The organism is Mesorhizobium sp. WSM4846 (assembly GCF_055811415.1).
This window is the reverse complement of the sequence record NZ_JBVVPZ010000005.1, coordinates 93376-110835: the sequence shown is the minus strand read 5'-3', so window position 1 is coordinate 110835 and position 17460 is coordinate 93376. Positions and strand designations below refer to the sequence as shown.

Here is a 17460-nt window from a genome sequence, read left to right as displayed (position 1 = left end):
GGGTCGCGTTTGCGGCTCGAAGCCGTCATCCGAGTCTTCGCTCAGTTTATGGGTCCCGACCCGTGTTCCGCCTTTCGCAGCAGGCCCTCGAGGCGAGCCGCCCATTCCCTGTTCCCATCTCTGAACGGACCAAGCGCGTCGCCTGCAGGCTCCGGGAGATCGCTTGCAGCGACGGCAAGGCGGCGAGCCTCCTGATTATGTCCCGCGGCCGCTTGGCAGCATGCCTGAATGCGGATGAGCGCCGGCCAATCAGGCCGCGCCTTAAGCGCCGCGCGTCCCGAGTTGAGCGCGCCCTCGACGTCGCCCGAAAAAAACAGCGCAAGCACCAAGAGGCTAAACCAGACCGCATTCTGGGGATCGTGGGGGTTGAGTTCGAGGCCGCGAGCCAATGGCTTTCGCGCACCGGCCGCATCGCCCACGAAAAGACGGGCCATACCGAGGACGAGATACCCCAAGGCAAAGCTCGGACCGAGTTCGATGGACCGTTCCGCTGCGAGGATCGCATGTTCGGCCCTGCCTGTGTAGGCTGACACAATCGCCAACGCATAGTGGGCATAGGGATTTCGAGCATCGAGATATATCGCCCGCAGGGCCGCATCGAGTCCTTCCTTCCCGTCTGCGGCGAGATTTTCCGTCCAACCATAGGCGATGAGGCCTGCGTTGACCCGCGCCAGCCAAATCTGCGCCTCGGGAAGCATGGGATCGAGTTCCGTTGCCTCTCGGAAGAATTGTCGTGCGAGACTGTGCGTCGGCTGCGTGACCTTGTGAAAGTTGAATGTGCCTTGCCGTACGAGATCCCAGGCGGTCACGTTGCCGGTGTGCGGAGCAACCTGAAGTCCATGGCGCAACAGCAACTCGGGCTCGACCGCCGCTGCGATCCGCTCGGCGATGGCGTCCTGCACAGCAAATACCTCGGCCACCGGAAGATCGTAATGTTCGGACCAGATGGTGGCGCCCTTTATTGCGTCGGCGAGGTGCACCGATATCCGCATCCGATCGCCGGCGCGCCGGATGGCTCCATCCACAAGAAAATCGACGCCAAGGTCGCGCGCGATAGACTTCGGATCCTTCGAGACATTCCCCCTTGCGAAACTCGCCCCGCGCGACGCGACGCGGAACCATCGGAACCGAGCGAGTGCCATGATCAGGTCGTCGGCGATACCGTCGGCCAGATACTGTCTCTCTGCACCGCCGCCGAGATTCTCGAAAGGCAGTACTGCAATAGCGGAGCTGGATCTCGCCTCTGAACGCCCTTCGCTACCGAGTCCGGCCGACCGGCTCTCTACCGGACCGGAAAATCTGTATCCGACCCGTGGGACCGTGACGATCCAGTCGCCGCCGTCTGATGCCGGGCCAAGCAGCTTGCGAAGGGCAGCAATCTGAACGGAAAGATTACTCTCCTCGACAGCGAGCCCAGGCCAAACGGCATCCATCAGCGCCGACTTGGTGACGACACGCCCATGTGCCGCGAGCAGAGCGGCAAGCAGCGAAGCGCCGCGGGTGCCGATGGAGACATGCCGATTCTCACGGTGAAGGCATCCGTCCTCGATAATGAACTCGAAGGGGCCGAATACAAGGTGCTGGGCGCTCATATTGGGAATGATACGCCCGATTTTGCAGTTTTTCGGAATTTTTCGGCGTCGTTTCAGGACTTGTGCCGACTCCGCGCGCAGATTCAGCTCCATGCAGCCGTTGAGGTGGTGAGAGCGATGAAAAACGAAACAATGCAACCGAAAAATGCTTCTGCGTTATCCGCGAAAATCGTACGCGGGAGTGACAGCTATATCGCCGAGCAAGGATCTGTCTATCGCTCGGGAGTGTCGGCGGAGAGCGTCGGATCTAGCATGCTGTGGCTCGGAACAATCTCGCTACCTGCAGGGCGACGAACCAGCGCCCATCGCCATCAGGGGCACGAGACAGCCCTTCTTATGACCGCAGGCAAAGAGATCGAGATCTGGTCGGGGGCCGCGCTCGAACGGTGCGATATGGTCCTCCCCGGCGACTACCTTTTCATTCCGGCCGGCGTTCCGCACGTGGCCGTCAATCGCAGCACGGAAAATGCCGAGTTCCTCGGTGCCCGCAACGACCCCGCAGCAAACGAGAGCGTCGTGCTGATGCCGGAGCTCGACGACATCGTACCCTCATCGGGCCGGGAGGTGCTCTATGACCATCATCGAACAACGTCTAGCTGCTATGGGCCTGGAACTGCCCGAGCCTCTGAAAGTTCGCGAGGGGCTGCATATGCCTTTCGCCTGGGTCCGGGTGCGCGGCAGCCGCGCCTACATCTCGGGTCACGTCGCGTGTAACCGGGATGGAACATTGGCAAGACCCCTCGGCAAGGTCGGGACCGAGGTTTCGCCAGAACAGGGTTACGCATCTGCGCGGCTCGTTGCCCTAGCCCATCTCGCGAGCCTCAAGCGGGCCGTCGGAAACCTCGATCGGGTTACTGCTTGGCTGCGCGTCTTCGCCATGGTGAATGTTGCTCCGGGTTTCAATGAGACACCACTGGTCACAAACGGCTATTCCGATTTGATACTGCACCTATACGGGCCTGACGCGGGCGCCCACGCCCGCTCGTCCATCGGCATGGCCATCCCTTTGAATGCGCCCGTAAACTGCGAAGCCGAAGTGGAAATTGACGGGTGACCGCGTGCGGTTACAAGCTTTTCGAGTCCCTCTGATTGGGCCGATACCTGTGACCCCAGAGGCAACCGCTTCCGACTCTCCACAACAGATGCCGGCGCAATCCTAGTATCGGCATTTATCCCATGTCTCGCGCAGCGGAACGGCAACTTCTCGACATCGCATTCCCGAAAGCTGACGGACGCCCCTCTGCCCCAAAATGACCATGAACGGCGAGGTTTGGTGGAAAACGGAACGTCCGCTGTCGGCGCACCCTCCAGCAAATTTCCACCACATCCCAGAACTAACGATCGCTTCATCGGGATTGGCTGATAGCTTCGGCACGTCTTGGCATGCATGACTGCGGGAGGATGCCCCCTTGAGAATGAGATATCTGCTAGCAGCCTCACTCGTTGTGGCGATCGTCCTGACGCTCAGATGGGAATGGCTGGAGCCCCATCACTTCGAGGATGACGTCATGCGAGCCGCGCTGGCGGAGGAAGTTCGCCGGGACGACACCCGTTGCCCGCTCAGCAGCAAAGCTGTGGAGCAGGCTCGGCCATGGGTTCTTGCAGCCTGCGCGGCAGGCGGGCTCGGCTGGCATGAGGCAGCGGCGAAATATGGCGACGATGCAGCCAGAGTGTTCCTCGTCTATGGCGAGGATGCGGATTTCGTGGAGGTTTTCGACCGCCTCGGCCATCCGGTCGTGCCGGTGATTGCTTACTTCGTGAAGAATGGATCGTCGCAGTACTTGTTGCAGGAAACCATCGGTCAGGGCCTCTCGAGCCTATGGGACGACCGGCAGGTGGGATTCGGCCTCGCCGAGATTTCGCCGGAGCAATATGGGCTTATTGCCATTCACGAGCTCAAGGATCGCGGGCATGAGATGCTGTCGGAGTTCGAGATCGTTGACGGAACAGCAGTCCGCAGACAGTTCACCCGCACGCTGCTTGGTGCGAAGAACATAGTCCTGGGCGGCGTTTCCGATCTGGAAGGGGTGATCACCCGCGGCGAGCGGCTTCCGACCTGGGGCGAGATGGGTTGGGCGGCCTTCGATGCGGCAATCGTCGTCGGGGGCATGGGCGCCACAGCCAAGGCATTGCGCGTTGCGAGGGCACCGGTGGCCGCAGCTGGTCGCGGAACTGTGCGGATAGTACATCTGAGGGCTGCAGGCAAAGGTGCGTTCCAATCGCTTTCCGCCGTCGGTACCGCAGCCGGTGTCGCCGCCGTCGTCGCACTTCCCTATGTGGCGATCACGCGACCTCACCTTCTGGCAAACGCAGCCGGTTGGATAGCCGAACAAGCAGGTCTCCCGGCTTGGCTCGGCGCCTTTGCAGCCTACCTCATACTCTGTCTTGTCCTGGCTTCTCTGCTGAGGATGGTTCTGGCGCCGCTGGCCTGGACGCTGCGAACGCTGAGCAAGATCGTTGGACGACTCGCCGGTGCCGGCGGTGTCCGATCCGCGGCAGCCTAAGTCCCGCGCACAGCGCCAATGGCAGGTTATAAATGGTGGATGTTAACGCTTCAGTCATTGGAGTCGCGATGTTGAATGCCTTCAGGTTTTAGGGGAGATTAAGCCGATGATAAAAGCGGGTACTCCGTTCGCCCTTATGCTGGAGATGCACGCTGTGGTCTTAGGCGTTCCAGCGCTTATTTTGCTGGCATCAGCCGCAATCGTTGCATTGATACGCCCTTGGCGCTTTTCTTCATCGGTCGGCTTGGCTTGCAAACTGGCTTCAGGAGTTGGCATCATGGCTGTGGCAGTTGTGCTCGCACAGGGAGCATTTCTTCTCGGCTTTGGCACGCTGTTAGAGGACCCACGCTATCGTTCTCACTTCGTCTGTGAACCCTGCTTTTGAGTCCCCAAAAGGGGGCGGTCAACAGAACGGCCGCTTGTTGCGCCGCTTCCTGACAGCTGCCGGACTGCTTACGGCCCACTATGCTCTCGAGCAGCAATGCGCCCTTATCGGACATTGAGAACAGCGTCGCCGTGCGCTCAGAAACGGACCCTCGCGATCCAGAATCGGCAGCTGGATGGACCAGCAAGCGCGTTCGGCCCAAGAGTCTAGCAACTGGTCGGTGAGCGGTCGGGTCCCAAGCCAATTTCCTGCGCTCCACTTTACTGCAAGACGGTCAAATTTGAGCTTCCTTATTCATGTTTTGTCGAGCGTATCTCTTAGAGTCGCTTAAACCTTCTGCGCCGTAAGTTTTAGCCGTGCTGAATCGCCCTCAGCGCCGATGACGACGAAATAGGAGAACGCAATGACTCGCAATCACGTTGAACGTCTTGAAGAGTTCAGGGAAATCCTGGTCGCGACTCGACGCGAAGGAGTCCGTAACGTGCACCATACCCGCGACGCAATGCGGGCAAGTGGCTTTCAGATCGGGGACAGCGACGGCTCCAGCTACGGAGCCGAGCTGAAGGAGCTCCAAGCGGAAATCGAGGCAGTCGATCGCGCCATCGAAGACGAGAAGCGGCTGGCCTTGGCCCTTGAGAGTGCGGCTCAATCCCGCCGGCCAATTAAGCCGAGAATCGTGAAGAGAACATAGAGTGCGGGACGGCCCCTGGTGCCCGCCGGGGCGTTTGCTTTTCAGGAAATAGACTGTGGCCGCGATGGGCTAACGCTTTCGGAAAAAAGCTAAGCCATTGTTTTTTCTGGTCGGAGTGGCAGGATTTGAACCTGCGACCCCATCGTCCCGAACGATGTGCGCTACCAGGCTGCGCTACACTCCGTGACCAGACCGCGGGCTTATAGCCGCCGTACTTCGTTCCTGCAAGCGCCAATGGCAGCGCTTCTGTCGCATTTCTTGCCGTTTCGCTCTAACGTCATACAGGTTTCAGTTCCCTGCGGGATAAACACCGCTTGACGGCTCGTGTAATAGGCATAGCCACCTGCGTTGAAACCACTCTGAATCCAGCCGCTTGGAGTTGCTGTCTTGTCCCTGAAGATTGTTAGCGAAGCCGTTCCCAACACTTTCGAGTTTGAAACCTCGGCGCTGATCAAGGCGTCCGGCTTTCGTGAGTATGATGCGCGCTGGTGGTTCGGCCATCCGGGCTCTGCCGAGCCGCCGGAGCTCAACCTGATCGGTGTCCAGGCGCTCGGCATGGGGCTCGGCACGATGATCCGGCGTTTGGGCGCCGGGCCGGACATCGTGACCGGGCATGATTTCCGCTCCTATTCGCTGGCGATCAAGCTGGCGCTGGTTTCCGGGCTGATGGCCGCCGGCGCGCGGGTTAGGGATATCGGGTTGGCGCTATCGCCGATGGCTTATTTCGCCCAGTTCGCGCTCGACACGCCGTCTGTCGCCATGGTCACCGCCTCGCACAACGAGAACGGCTGGAGCGGCGTCAAGATGGGGGCGGCGCGTCCGCTGACTTTCGGTCCGGAGGAAATGAGCGCATTGAAGGCGATCGTGCTTGCCGGCGACTTCGACCTGGTCGGCGGCGGCTCCTATGACTTCGTTGCGGATTTCCGCAAGATCTATCTCGACGACCTGACCCGCGACAAGCGCATAGCGAAAAAGCTCAAGGTGGTCGCCGCCTGCGGCAACGGCACTGCCGGCGCTTTTGCACCTGAAGCGCTGGAACGGATCGGCTGCGAGGTGATCCCGCTCGATGTCGAGCTCGATCATAGGTTTCCGAATTACAATCCCAATCCCGAAGACATGAAGATGCTGCACGCGATCCGCGACAAGGTGCTGGAGACAGGAGCAGATGTCGGGCTTGGCTTCGACGGCGATGGCGACCGCTGCGGCGTGGTCGACAATGAAGGCAACGAGATCTTCGCCGACAAGGTCGGCGTCATGCTCGCGCGCGACATTGCGCGCCTGCATCCAGGCTCGACCTTCGTCGTTGACGTCAAGTCGACCGGATTGTTCAATACCGACGCAGCGCTGCGCGCCGATGGCGCCGTCACCGATTATTGGAAGACCGGCCACTCCTATATAAAGCGGCGCGTGGCCGAGCTTGGCGCCATCGCCGGTTTCGAGAAATCCGGTCATTTCTTCTTCAACCCGCCGATCGGGCGCGGTTATGATGATGGTCTGATCACAGCCATCGCCATCTGCGAGATGCTGGATCGCAGCCCGACAAGCAGCATGGCCGATCTCTACCGCGACCTGCCGCTGACCTTCGGCACGCCGACCATGTCGCCGCACTGCGCCGACGAGCTGAAATATGGGGTGGTCGAGCGGGTCGTTTCCGACTTTCAGGCCATGAAGCATGACGGCGCCGTCTTCGCCGGCCAGAAGATCGCCGAGCTGATCACCGTCAATGGCGTTCGCGTCGTTGCCGAGGACGGCACCTGGGGCCTGGTGCGGGCGTCGTCGAACAAGCCGGAGCTTGTCGTCGTGGTGGAGAGCCCGGTGTCATCGGAGCGGCGCCGGCAGATGTTCGAAGCCGTCGACGCGGTGCTGCGCCGCAGCCCTGAGGTCGGCGCCTACAACCAGACGTTCTAAGTTCTCTGGCTAAGGTCTCTGGTCGGCGGCGCCGGTGAGCCTCAATAGGGGCTCGCCACATCCCCGGTCTCGACATAGACCGACTTCAACTGCGAATAGAGTGCCAACGCCGCAAGCGAGTTTTCTCGCCCGATTCCCGACTGCTTGAAGCCTCCGAAGGGAATTTCGACGGGCGTCAGGTTGTAGGCGTTGATCCAGCAGGTGCCGGCCTGCAACTCGGCGATGACGCGGTGGGCGCGCGGCAGGTCGCGCGTGAACACGCCGGCGGCAAGGCCAAATTCGGTATCGTTGGCGCGCTCGATCACCTCGTCCTCACCGTCGAATTTCAGCACGCTCATGACAGGCCCGAAAATCTCCTCGCGCGCGATGCGCATCGTGTCGGTGACGCCGGTGAAGACCGTCGGCTCGACGAAGAAGCCGCCGCCGAAACCCTGCAGTGAGGGCACGTTGCCGCCGCAAGCGAGCACGGCGCCATCCTGCTTGCCGGTCTCGATATAGCCGATGACCTTTTCATGCTGGGCCTTGGAGACCAGCGGCCCCATCTGCGTTTCCTGGTCGAGCGGATCACCGATACGGATCTTCTTGGTCCGCTCGACCAGCCGTTCGACGAAGCGGTCGTGGATGCCCTTCTGCACGAACACCCGCGTGCCGTTCGAGCAGATCTGGCCGGTTGAATAGAAATTGCCGAGCATGGCGCCGCCAATGGCATTTTCGAGATCGGCATCGTCGAAGACGATCAGCGGCGACTTGCCGCCAAGTTCCATGGTGGCGTGCTTCATCTTCGAGCCGGCGAGCGACAGCACCTTGCGGCCGGTCGGCACCGAGCCGGTCACCGAAACCTTGGCGACGACATCGTGCCCGACGAGGCCGGCCCCGACATCGCCATAGCCCTGCACGACGTTGAACAGCCCGTCGGGCAGGCCGGCCTCGGTGTAGATTTCGGCGAGCGCCAGCGCCGACAGCGGCGTGTTCTCCGACGGCTTGAACACCATGGCGTTGCCCATGGCGAGTGCCGGCGCCGATTTCCAGCCGGCGATCTGGATCGGGTAGTTCCAGGCGCCGATGCCGACGCAGACGCCCAGCGCCTCGCGCCTTGTATAGGCAAAGGCGCCGCCGAGATCGACGGACTCGCCATTATAGGCAGCGACCGCGCCGCCGAAATATTCGAGGCAGTCGGCTGCCGATGGCGCGTCCGCCACCAGCGTCTCCTGGATCGCCTTGCCGGTATCCAGCGTCTCGATGCGCGCCAGGTCGGCGTTGCGCACGCGCAATATGTCGGCGACGCGGCGCAGGATGCGCCCGCGCTCGACCGGCTTCAGCCGCGCCCAGGCCGGTTGTGCTGCACGCGCTGCTTCGATCGCCAGTTCCAGCACGTTCGGCGTCGCCGAACGCAGCATCGCGATGGTCTCGCCGGTTGCCGGATAGATGACCGGCAGCGGCGCACCTTGCTCATCGTCGATGTAGCGTCCGTTGACATAGTGCGATGCCTTTGGCTGGGCGCGCATGGGATCTTCTCCAAATTGTCTTTCGATGGGCCCGGCGGGCAGACACCGCCGGATCATCGCTTATCGCATCGGCCCGAAAACCGGAATCGATTTTCGGAAAGCACGATGCGAGGACTAAAAAAGCGATAGAGCGCTTGTGCGTCCGAATGGACCCAAGTCGTTCTATCGATCCGACACCTGCCAGCGCGGATTGATCCATGGTTCCTGGTTGGACGGCGCCAGCGGCGTGCGGCCGAGAATGTGGTCGGCGGCCTTTTCGCCGGTCATGATCGACGGCGCGTTGAGATTGCCGTTGGTGACGCGCGGGAAGATCGAAGAATCGGCGATCCGCAGCCCGTCGACGCCGATGACACGGCATTGCGGATCGACGACGCTCATCGGATCATCCTTGCGGCCCATCTTGCAAGTGCCGCAGGGGTGGTACGCGCTTTCGGCGTGATCGCGGATGAAGGCATCGAGATCGTCGTCCGACTGCACCTTCGAGCCCGGCGAGATCTCCTTGCCGCGATAAGGGTCGAAGGCCGACTGGCCGAAGATCTCGCGCGTCAGCCGGATGCAGTGGCGGAACTCGATCCAGTCGTCCGGATGCGACATGTAGTTGAAGCGGATCACCGGCTTCGATCCGGGATCGGGCGAGCGCAGCGTGACGGAACCGCGCGACTTCGATCGCATCGGCCCGACATGCGCCTGGAAACCGTGCGCTTTCGCCGCCGCCTTGCCGTCATAGCGGACCGCCGCCGGGATGAAATGATACTGGATGTCGGGATAGTCGACGCCGGCGCGCGAGCGCACGAAGGCGGCCGCCTCGAAATGGTTGGTTGCGCCGAGGCCCGATTTGAAGAACAGCCATTGCGCGCCGATCAGCGCCTTGGAGAACGGGTTCAGCACCGAATTCAGCGTGATCGGCTGCGTCGATTCCTGCTGGATGTAGAGTTCCATATGGTCCTGCAGGTTGCGGCCGACGCCGGGCCGGTCGGCGATCACCGGAATGCCGTATTCCCTCAGATGTTGGGACGGGCCGATGCCGGACAGCATCAAGATCTTGGGCGAATTGATCGAGGAGGCGGCAACGATCACTTCACGTCGCGCCTTGATCACCTGAATCCGTCTGCGCACTTCGATCTCAACACCGGTGGCGCGTTGATTCTCGATGATCACCCGTCGGGCGAAGCCCTTGACCAGGCTTACATTTTTCCGCCTCAGCGCCGGCCTGAGATAGGCACTCGCCGCCGACCAGCGGCGGCCGCCGCGAATGGTCTGCTCCATCGGACCAAAGCCTTCCTGCTTCGCGCCGTTGTAGTCGTCGGTCAGCTCGAAGCCGGCCTGACGGCCTGCCTCGACGAAGGCGCCGTAGAGTGGATTCGTCCTTGAGCCGCGCTGCACGGTCAGCGGGCCGCCGTGGCCGCGCCAGCCATTCTCGCCGCCGTTGGCGTCCTCCATGCGCTTGAAGTAGGGGAGCACGTCGGCAAACCCCCAGCCAGCCGCGCCCTGTTCTGCCCAATGGTCGAAATCGCGGGCGTGACCGCGTACATAGACCATGCCGTTGATCGAGGACGAGCCGCCGATGACCTTGCCGCGCGGCGTCGCCAGCACACGGCCGCCGAGATGCGGCTCCGGCTCGCTGGCAAAACCCCAGTCGTAGAGGCTCATATTGAGCGGGATCGACAGCGCCGACGGCATCTGGATCAGCGGCCCGATGTCGCTGCCGCCAAATTCGATGACGATCACCGAATATTTGCCATCCTCCGACAGCCGGTAGGCCATGGCCGAGCCGGCCGAGCCGGCGCCGATGATGACGAAATCCGCCTCAAGCATGGTTCATATGCGCCCATCGTTCGTATGCGTCATGAAATCGGCGAGCGAGACATTGCCGCCGGTTGTCACCACGAGAACGCTCTTGCCGCTCACATCCACCTTGCCGCCGAGCAGCGCCGCCAGCGATGCAGCGCCCGAAGGTTCCAGCACCAGCTTCAACCGTTCGAAGGCGACGCGCATCGCGCCGCGCACCGATTGATCGTCGACGGTGATGCCGCGAACGCCCGCGGTCCTGACCGCCGCGAACGGCGCGTCGCCGGGCCTGCGCGCCATCAGCCCGTCGCATATCGATTTCGGCCCGATCGGCATGGTTTCGATGACGCCATGCGCCAGCGACGCGCCCATGCCGTCGAAACCGTCCGGCTCGACGCCAATGATCTCGGTCGCCGGCGACAGATAGTGGAAAGCCAGCGAAACGCCGCCGATCAGCCCGCCGCCACCGACCGTGCAGAACAGCAGATCGGCGCTGGCATTCTTGGCATCGAGTTGCTCGAGTGCCTCCAGCCCGGCACCAGCCTGGCCGGCGACGATCTCGGGGTCATCGAACGGATGCAGCAGCGCCAGCCCCTCGGTCTCGGCGATCTCTCGCGCCGTGGCGGCGGCAACCTCCTCACGCGCGCGCTCGCCATGGTCGGTCAGCACCGCGCGCGCGCCATAGCCGGTCGTTGCGTCGCGCTTGGCGGCCGGCGCGTCGATCGGCATGACGATGGTCACTGGAATGCCCAGCGCCTGGCCGGCGGCGGCCAGCCCTTGCGCAAAATTGCCGGAGGAATAGGCGACGACGCCCTTCCTGGCTTCATCGGGCGAAAGCCGCTTCAGCCGCCAAAAGGCGCCGCGCACCTTGAAGGAACCCGCCCATTGCAGCGACTCCGGCTTGACGAAGACGCGCAAGGCGCCGGTCTCTCGGGCCAAGGCCGCCGATTCCAGCAGCGGCGTGATCTGCGTCGCCTTGGCGGTGACGGCATAGGCCTGTTTGAGGTGATCGAGGGAGGGGACCTGGGTTGTCATCATTCGCCTCGTGGAAAGCGCTTCTGCTCTTCGAGCAGGTCGAGGTTCATGTGGTTGCGCATGTAACGTTCCGAGGCCTTCTGCAGCGGCTGGAATTCCCAGGGGTAATGCGTGCCGTTGCGCAGCGCCGGATAGACCACCCAGCGGCGCGCCTGGCTGGCGCGTACGGCGGCATCGAAGGCAGCCATGTCCCAGCGCGCCCGGACCTTATCGGTGAAAGAAGCCACCAAAGCCGCGTGCGCCGGGTCGGCGGCGAGGTTGGTCAATTCCCGCGGATCCGATTCAAGATCAAACAGTTGCGGCGGATCGATCTCGCAATGGATGAATTTATAACGGCCCTCGCGGATCGCCACCATCGGCGCGTTGGAGCCTTCGGCCGCATATTCCATCAGCACAGGTTCAGTGCGCGTCTTGCCGTCGAGCAGCGGCAGCAGCGACTGGCCGTCGGTCCATAGCGCAATCCCGCTCATGTCGATGCCGGCGAGGTCGCAAAGCGTCGGCACGACGTCGAGATTGGAGACCGGTGCGTCGATCAGGATGGCCGAAATGTCTTTTCCGGCGATCATCAGCGGCACCCGCGCCGAGCCCTCGAAGAAGCACATCTTGAACCACAGGCCGCGCTCGCCGAGCATGTCGCCGTGATCGGAGCAGAACAGGATGATCGTGTCGTCGAGCATCCGCGTGCGCTCGAGCACCGACAGCAGTTCGCCGACCTTGTCGTCGAGATAAGAGATGCTGGCGAAATAGCCGCGCCGCGCGCGGCGGATCTGCTCGCCGGTGATGTCGAAACTGTCAGAGTCGCTGGCGCGGTAAAGCCGCTGCGAATGCGGATCCTGTTCGTCATAGGGGATGAAGCCGACTTCCGGCTCGAGCGCCGGGCAATCCTCGTAGAGATCCCAATAGCGCCGGCGCGCGACATAGGGGTCGTGCGGATGGGTGAAGGAGACGGTCAGGCACCACGGCCGGCGCGCGGCATCGTCCGAAACGCGGGCGAAATCATAAAGCTTCTGCACCGCGTGAAAAGCGACTTCGTCGTCATATTCCATCTGGTTGGTGATCTCGGCGACGCCGGCGCCGGCCACCGAGCCGAGATTGTGATACCACCAGTCGATCCGCTCGCCGGGCTTGCGATAATCCGGCGTCCAACCGAAATCGGCCGGATAGATGTCGGTGGTCAGCCGCTCCTCGAAGCCATGCAACTGATCCGGCCCGACGAAATGCATCTTGCCGGACAGGCAGGCGTGGTAGCCGGCGGCACGCAGATGATGCGCATAGGTCGGGATCGACGAGGCGAATTCGGCGGCATTGTCATAGACCTCGGTGCGCGACGGCAACTGGCCGCTCATGAACGCCGCACGGCCCGGCGCGCAGAGCGGCGAGGCGGTGTAATTGTTCTTGAAGCGCGCCGAACGAGCCGCCAGCGCCTTCAGATGCGGCGCATGCAGGAAGTCTGCCGGCCCATCCGGGAACAATGTGCCGTTGAGCTGATCGACCATGACGATCAGAAAATTGGGTCGCTTCGACGTCACTGCGCGCTCCGCCGCCCGAGTTTCGTTTCGAGATAGTCCTCGATCAGCGCGATCGCGGTCGCGGCATTGGGCACGCCGTCCTTCAGCGCGCGCCTAATGTAGAGCCCGTCGATCAGCGCCGCTGTCGCCTCGGCGACGCGGTCGGCTTCGCTTCTCGGCAGGATGCAGGTCAGCCCGCTCAACAGATTGGAATGCAGGCGTCGCGCATAGACCTTGAGCAGCCGGCGCAGCGCTGGCGATTTCTGCGCCTCGACATAGAAGGCGAGCCAGGCGGCTATCGTTTCCGGCTGGAACTGGGCGTCGGAGAAATTGACCGCGACCACCGCCGAAACGCGCTGGCGTGGCGTGCTGGCCGATCGAAGCGCGCGCCGCATGTCGGCGGTCAGCTCGGCCAAGATGTGCCGCATCGTCGCCAGCAAAAGTTCGTCCTTGGCGCCGAAATAGTGATGGGCGAGCGCCGAGGACACCCCGGCTCGCCCGGCGATTTCCGACATCGTCACATCAAGCGAACCGCGCTCGCCGATCGCCGAGATCGTCGCGTTGATCAGCGCCCTGCGGCGCAGCGGCTCCATTCCGATTTTCGGCATCTTTGCTCCGGTCCGTTGCGGCAAGACTATTTTTTATTGACGGATCAATCAACAAAAATCCGACGCGATTGTGTGGCAAATGTCAGCTGCCGTGACCAGATATCAAGATCAAGTCGCTGTGTGGTTCTGGCCCCTTTACGAAGTCGCTGGAACGGTTCATTCTTGAACAATGTTGATAGCGCGCCGCGACATCGCGTAGCCCGGCCGCAGGGATGGAGATAACCATGACAGCATGCATCGTCGGCTGGGCGCATTCGCGCTTCGGCAAGCTCGAAGGCGAGACGCTGGAGGGCCTCATCACCAAGGTGGCTAGCGAGGCGCTCGATCATGCCGGCATCGGTCCGGACGAGGTCGATGAGATCGTGCTCGGCCACTTCAATGCCGGCTTTTCCGCACAGGATTTCACCGCAAGCCTGGTCCTGCAGGCCGACGACCGGCTGCGCTTCAAGCCGGCGACGCGGGTCGAGAACGCCTGCGCCACCGGCTCGGCGGCGGTCAGGCAAGGCATCCGCGCCATCGACGCCAATGCGGCGCGTATCGTGCTGGTGGTCGGCGCCGAGCAGATGACGACGACATCTGGTCCGGAAATCGGCAAGAATCTTCTCAAGGCCTCGTATCTGCCCGAGGAGGGCGACACGCCGGCAGGCTTCGCCGGCGTTTTCGGCCAGATCGCGCAAGCCTATTTCCAACGCTATGGCGATCAGTCGGACGCGCTGGCGATGATCGCCGCCAAGAACCACAGGAACGGCGTCGACAATCCCTACGCGCAGATGCGCAAGGATTTCGGCTATCAGTTCTGCCGGCACGAGAGCGAGAAGAACCCCTTCGTCGCCGGTCCCCTGAAGCGTACCGACTGCTCGCTGGTCTCGGACGGCGCCGCCGCCCTGGTGCTTGCCGACACCGCGACGGCATTGAAAATGCGCCGCGCCGTCGCTTTCCGCGCCAACGAGCATGTGCAGGATTTCCTGCCGATGTCGAAGCGTGACATCCTGGCATTCGAGGGTTGCGAGCAGGCCTGGAGCCAGGCGTTGAACAAGGCCGGTGTGACGCTCGACGATCTGTCCTTTGTCGAGACGCATGACTGCTTCACCATCGCCGAGCTGATCGAATATGAGGCGATGGGCCTGGCGAGACCGGGCGAGGGCGCAAAACTGGCGCTGGACGGCGAGACGGCGAAGGACGGCCGGCTGCCGGTAAATCCGTCAGGTGGGCTGAAGGCCAAGGGCCATCCGATCGGCGCCACCGGCGTGTCGATGCATGTGCTGAGCGCCATGCAGCTCGTCGGCGAGGCCGGCGGCATCCAGGTGCCCGGAGCAAAGCTCGGCGGCATCTTCAATATGGGCGGCGCCGCGGTCGCCAACTACGTTTCCATTCTCGATCGGATCAGATAAAAGCGGCCCGCATTACAGCGTCGCGCGCCCTTCCGGACGCGAAAAGGACGCTGTAACACTTTGATTTTACGCATGATCCTTTTCGAAAATCGAATCCGATTTTCGAGGTCATGCGTTAGCGGGGAATTCATGACAAATCCGGTTCTGGTCGAAGTTTTGCGCGGCGCCGTGGTAGAGAGCGCGCATCGTGGCGCCATTGCGGTCTTCGATGCCGATGGCAAGCCGTTCCTGGAAATCGGCGATACGGCTCGCCCGGTGTTTCCGCGCTCGGCGGTCAAGGCGATCCAGGCGCTGCCGCTGGTCGAAAGCGGCGCCGCCGCTGCGTATGGCTTCGGCGATCGCGAACTGGCGCTGGCCTGCGCTTCGCATTCCGGCGAGCCGGCGCATGTCGAACTGGCGCGGGCGATGCTGGCCAAAGCCGGGCTGGACGACACGGCGCTGGAATGCGGCGCGCATTGGCCGTCAAGCCATGACGCGACAGTTGCGCTCGCCCGTGCCGGCACCTCGCCAAACGCGCTGCACAACAATTGTTCTGGCAAGCATGCAGGCTTTCTCTGCACCTGCGTCCACGCCGGCGTCGCTCATCGCGGCTATGTCAAATCCGGCCATGCCTCGCAGGACATGGTGCGCGATGCAATGCAAGCGGTGACCGGTGCTGCCCATGATGTCGATCATTGCGGCACTGACGGCTGCTCGATCCCGACCTACGCCGTGCCGCTACGCAGCTTCGCGCTCGGCCTTGCCCGCATGGCGACAGGTATTGGCTTTGAACCCATTCGCGCCAAAGCCGCAAAGCGGCTGCTTTCCGCTTGCATGGCCGAGCCATTTTTCGTCGCTGGCACGGGCAGGGCTGATGTTGCGCTGATGCAGGCTGCGTCAGGCCGGATTTTTGTGAAGGGAGGGGCCGAAGGCGTCTATTGCGCGGCACTTCCCGAGCTTGGCCTTGGCATTGCGCTGAAATGCGATGATGGCGCCGGCCGCGCCGCTGAAGTCATGGTCGCGGCCTGCATGGCCAAGGTTTTGCACGCCGACAAGGCGCTGGCGGCGATACTGGTCGAACAGGCACATCCGCCCGTGGAAAACCGGATCGGCGCCAAGGTCGGCTCACTCCGCCCCACTGCTGCGCTGGGCTGAGAACGGGCTTCGGCTCCCAGGATTGCGTCCGAGGGTCAGATGCGCATATCCGCACAGAGTCCGAGTGTCCGGCCGTCGCGCCGCAGGAATCGTGTCACGCCGGATCGGCAGATCCGGTTTGCCGGCAATAGCTTGTGGAGTCGCCACGCGAGGCATAAGCTCGACTGATGAGCAGAGCCTTCACGCGCGAAGAAGATAGCGAAAACGCCATCGCCGGCATCGGCGAGCGGCCGATCAGCCACCATCGCAATCTGGTGACGCAACGCGGCCTGGCGCTGATCGACGCCGAACTGGCTGCCCTGCGCGACGATCTGGGCAGAGCGGAAAAGAGGGCCGACCGCGAGCGCATCGCGCTCATCTCGCGCGACCTGCGCTACTGGACCGCGCGGCGTGAAAGCGCCGAGCTTTCCGTGCCGGATCCGGGCAGCGACCTGGTTCGCTTCGGCATGGGCGTCACGCTGGAAGGCGATGACGGCAGGAAGGTGCACTGGAGGATTGTCGGCGAGGATGAGGCCGATCCGGCCAAGGGGACGATTTCCCATGTTTCACCGATGGCCTTGGCCTTGTTCGGCAAGAGGATCGGCGAAATTGCCGTGGTGAACGGCAGGGAGTGGGAGATTGTGAAGCTCTCCGACAGCTAATGCATGTCGCCCAAGCATGCGGGCCTGACCGGAGGGTGCGCAGCGGTTTTGCGATAGCGACCGCATAAAAACGAGAACTTAAAGCGCGTCGCGGGAATCCATCCCGAACGCGACGCACATTAGCCCTCGACCTTGACGACATGGTCGCGGAAGAACGCCGCAGCACCCGCCTCGTCGATTTCGCCGGCGGCGACGCCCATTACGAACTCATAGATCGTGCCGTTGTCGGCCGTCAGCATATAGCCGTTGACAATCAGGAATGCGCCGGCGGCGACGATGGCCGTGCGCTTGTTGCCGTCGACAAAGGCGTGATTTCTGGCGATGCCGAAGATATAGGCCGCCGCCAGATCCTCGATCGATGGATCACCATAGTTCGCCTTGTTCTCGGCTCGGGCGAGCGCCGATTCGAGGGCATTCTCATCCCTCAAACCGTGCGCTCCGCCGTGCCGACGCAACTGCTCGGCGTGCATGGCTTCGACCGCACGCCGGCTCAGGAACTCCCAGCTCATTCGGCGAGCTTCTGAAGCGCGACTTTGTATTTGTCCATGACTTGGCGAGCAGCTTCCATCTGCCGCTCGAAGCTGTCGTCCACTGGCCGAAGGGCGATGCCCTTGCTCGTTTCGACGATCTCAAGCTGATCGCCGGCCTTCAGATTCAGGCGATCGAGAATTTCCTTGGGCAGGATCACGCCTTCGGAATTGCCGATTTTGCGAATGGTCGTGTTCATGGATTCAACCCTTGTTGCAACGCCAATTATAACTCAAATTGTC

Annotated in this window: 16 protein-coding genes, 1 tRNA gene and 1 pseudogene; 9 read left to right on the top strand and 9 right to left on the bottom strand. The window is 62.5% G+C overall.

From position 1 onward, the window contains the following. Nucleotides 1–41: 41 nt before the first annotated feature. Nucleotides 42–1592: a winged helix-turn-helix domain-containing protein gene (locus AC0L15_RS06995; RefSeq protein WP_287244341.1), complete on the bottom strand. Its 1551-nt coding sequence runs from the start codon at nt 1590–1592 to the stop codon at nt 42–44. A 117-nt stretch (nt 1593–1709) separates the two neighbouring features. Here AC0L15_RS06995 and AC0L15_RS06990 point away from each other — a divergent pair. From AC0L15_RS06990 to AC0L15_RS06970, 5 genes and pseudogenes are all read left to right on the top strand, one after another. Further along, a pseudogene (locus tag AC0L15_RS06990) lies at nt 1710–2141 on the top strand (cupin domain-containing protein); the annotation flags it as partial. Nucleotides 2142–2163: 22 nt separating this feature from the next. Next, nucleotides 2164–2646 carry a RidA family protein gene (locus AC0L15_RS06985; RefSeq protein WP_287064306.1) on the top strand — a complete coding sequence of 161 codons (483 nt, stop codon included), beginning with the start codon at nt 2164–2166 and terminating at the stop codon, nt 2644–2646. Between the two features lie 361 nt (nt 2647–3007). Beyond that, nucleotides 3008–4096: a hypothetical protein gene (locus AC0L15_RS06980; protein WP_287244338.1), complete on the top strand. Its 1089-nt coding sequence runs from the start codon at nt 3008–3010 to the stop codon at nt 4094–4096. 106 nt (nt 4097–4202) lie between these two features. Next, the gene (locus tag AC0L15_RS06975) at nt 4203–4481 is read left to right on the top strand and encodes a hypothetical protein (protein ID WP_473496047.1); all 279 of its coding nucleotides are present in this window, start codon (nt 4203–4205) and stop codon (nt 4479–4481) included. A 403-nt stretch (nt 4482–4884) separates the two neighbouring features. Continuing rightward, nucleotides 4885–5172, top strand: a complete 288-nt coding sequence (locus AC0L15_RS06970; protein ID WP_287244334.1) for a hypothetical protein — start codon at nt 4885–4887, stop codon at nt 5170–5172. 107 nt (nt 5173–5279) lie between these two features. Here the strand turns inward: AC0L15_RS06970 and AC0L15_RS06965 are convergent. Beyond that, nucleotides 5280–5356: transfer RNA gene (locus AC0L15_RS06965), tRNA-Pro, on the bottom strand. A 203-nt stretch (nt 5357–5559) separates the two neighbouring features. On the opposite strand from AC0L15_RS06965, the gene AC0L15_RS06960 reads away from it, so the two are divergent. Then, nucleotides 5560–7080, top strand: coding sequence for a phosphomannomutase/phosphoglucomutase (locus AC0L15_RS06960; protein ID WP_287244332.1), 1521 nt, complete (start codon nt 5560–5562; stop codon nt 7078–7080). 41 nt (nt 7081–7121) lie between these two features. Here the strand turns inward: AC0L15_RS06960 and betB are convergent, their stop codons facing one another. From betB to betI, 5 genes are all read right to left on the bottom strand, one after another. Beyond that, a complete protein-coding gene (gene betB, locus AC0L15_RS06955; RefSeq protein ID WP_287244330.1) occupies nt 7122–8585 on the bottom strand; it encodes a betaine-aldehyde dehydrogenase in 1464 nt (487 codons plus the stop codon). 162 nt (nt 8586–8747) lie between these two features. Further along, nucleotides 8748–10400: a choline dehydrogenase gene (betA, locus tag AC0L15_RS06950; RefSeq protein ID WP_473496045.1), complete on the bottom strand. Its 1653-nt coding sequence runs from the start codon at nt 10398–10400 to the stop codon at nt 8748–8750. A gap of 3 nt (nt 10401–10403) precedes the next feature. Then, nucleotides 10404–11411: a threonine/serine dehydratase gene (locus AC0L15_RS06945; RefSeq protein WP_287244325.1), complete on the bottom strand. Its 1008-nt coding sequence runs from the start codon at nt 11409–11411 to the stop codon at nt 10404–10406. Then, a complete protein-coding gene (gene betC / locus AC0L15_RS06940) occupies nt 11408–12937 on the bottom strand; it encodes a choline-sulfatase (protein ID WP_287244324.1) in 1530 nt (509 codons plus the stop codon). The genes AC0L15_RS06945 and betC overlap by 4 nt, the downstream gene beginning before the upstream one ends. Further along, complete coding sequence (betI, locus tag AC0L15_RS06935; protein WP_473496044.1) at nt 12934–13524, bottom strand: choline-binding transcriptional repressor BetI; 591 nt, start codon at nt 13522–13524, stop codon at nt 12934–12936. Before betI ends, betC begins: the two co-directional genes overlap by 4 nt. Nucleotides 13525–13748: 224 nt before the next feature. On the opposite strand from betI, the gene AC0L15_RS06930 reads away from it, so the two are divergent. The 3 genes from AC0L15_RS06930 (at nt 13749) to greA (ending at nt 16690) form a co-directional block, all read left to right on the top strand. Next, nucleotides 13749–14915, top strand: a complete 1167-nt coding sequence (locus tag AC0L15_RS06930) for an acetyl-CoA acetyltransferase (protein ID WP_287244322.1) — start codon at nt 13749–13751, stop codon at nt 14913–14915. A 129-nt stretch (nt 14916–15044) separates the two neighbouring features. Continuing rightward, on the top strand, nt 15045–16049 hold the full coding sequence (locus AC0L15_RS06925) for an asparaginase (protein WP_287244319.1): 1005 nt from the start codon (nt 15045–15047) through the stop codon (nt 16047–16049). A 167-nt stretch (nt 16050–16216) separates the two neighbouring features. Next, on the top strand, nt 16217–16690 hold the full coding sequence (gene greA, locus AC0L15_RS06920; RefSeq protein WP_287244318.1) for a transcription elongation factor GreA: 474 nt from the start codon (nt 16217–16219) through the stop codon (nt 16688–16690). Nucleotides 16691–16809: 119 nt separating this feature from the next. Here the strand turns inward: greA and AC0L15_RS06915 are convergent, their stop codons facing one another. After that, a complete protein-coding gene (locus AC0L15_RS06915; RefSeq protein ID WP_287239333.1) occupies nt 16810–17199 on the bottom strand; it encodes a type II toxin-antitoxin system death-on-curing family toxin in 390 nt (129 codons plus the stop codon). Further along, nucleotides 17196–17417, bottom strand: a complete 222-nt coding sequence (locus AC0L15_RS06910; RefSeq protein ID WP_128168029.1) for an AbrB/MazE/SpoVT family DNA-binding domain-containing protein — start codon at nt 17415–17417, stop codon at nt 17196–17198. Before AC0L15_RS06910 ends, AC0L15_RS06915 begins: the two co-directional genes overlap by 4 nt. Between the last annotated feature and the right edge of the window lie 43 nt (nt 17418–17460).

Excerpts from the sequence above, each read along its gene's own strand:
- AC0L15_RS06930 (WP_287244322.1), top strand. The coding sequence starts at position 13,749 with ATGACAGCATGCATCGTCGGCTGGGCGCATTCGCGCTTCGGCAAGCTC.
- AC0L15_RS06915 (WP_287239333.1), bottom strand. The coding sequence starts at position 17,199 with ATGAGCTGGGAGTTCCTGAGCCGGCGTGCGGTCGAAGCCATGCACGCC.
- AC0L15_RS06945 (WP_287244325.1), bottom strand. The coding sequence starts at position 11,411 with ATGATGACAACCCAGGTCCCCTCCCTCGATCACCTCAAACAGGCCTAT.
- AC0L15_RS06910 (WP_128168029.1), bottom strand. The coding sequence starts at position 17,417 with ATGAACACGACCATTCGCAAAATCGGCAATTCCGAAGGCGTGATCCTG.
- AC0L15_RS06925 (WP_287244319.1), top strand. The coding sequence starts at position 15,045 with ATGACAAATCCGGTTCTGGTCGAAGTTTTGCGCGGCGCCGTGGTAGAG.
- AC0L15_RS06970 (WP_287244334.1), top strand. The coding sequence starts at position 4,885 with ATGACTCGCAATCACGTTGAACGTCTTGAAGAGTTCAGGGAAATCCTG.
- AC0L15_RS06985 (WP_287064306.1), top strand. The coding sequence starts at position 2,164 with ATGACCATCATCGAACAACGTCTAGCTGCTATGGGCCTGGAACTGCCC.
- AC0L15_RS06975 (WP_473496047.1), top strand. The coding sequence starts at position 4,203 with ATGATAAAAGCGGGTACTCCGTTCGCCCTTATGCTGGAGATGCACGCT.
- AC0L15_RS06980 (WP_287244338.1), top strand. The coding sequence starts at position 3,008 with ATGAGATATCTGCTAGCAGCCTCACTCGTTGTGGCGATCGTCCTGACG.
- betB (WP_287244330.1), bottom strand. The coding sequence starts at position 8,585 with ATGCGCGCCCAGCCAAAGGCATCGCACTATGTCAACGGACGCTACATC.
- greA (WP_287244318.1), top strand. The coding sequence starts at position 16,217 with ATGAGCAGAGCCTTCACGCGCGAAGAAGATAGCGAAAACGCCATCGCC.
- betA (WP_473496045.1), bottom strand. The coding sequence starts at position 10,400 with ATGCTTGAGGCGGATTTCGTCATCATCGGCGCCGGCTCGGCCGGCTCG.
- AC0L15_RS06995 (WP_287244341.1), bottom strand. The coding sequence starts at position 1,592 with ATGAGCGCCCAGCACCTTGTATTCGGCCCCTTCGAGTTCATTATCGAG.
- betI (WP_473496044.1), bottom strand. The coding sequence starts at position 13,524 with ATGCCGAAAATCGGAATGGAGCCGCTGCGCCGCAGGGCGCTGATCAAC.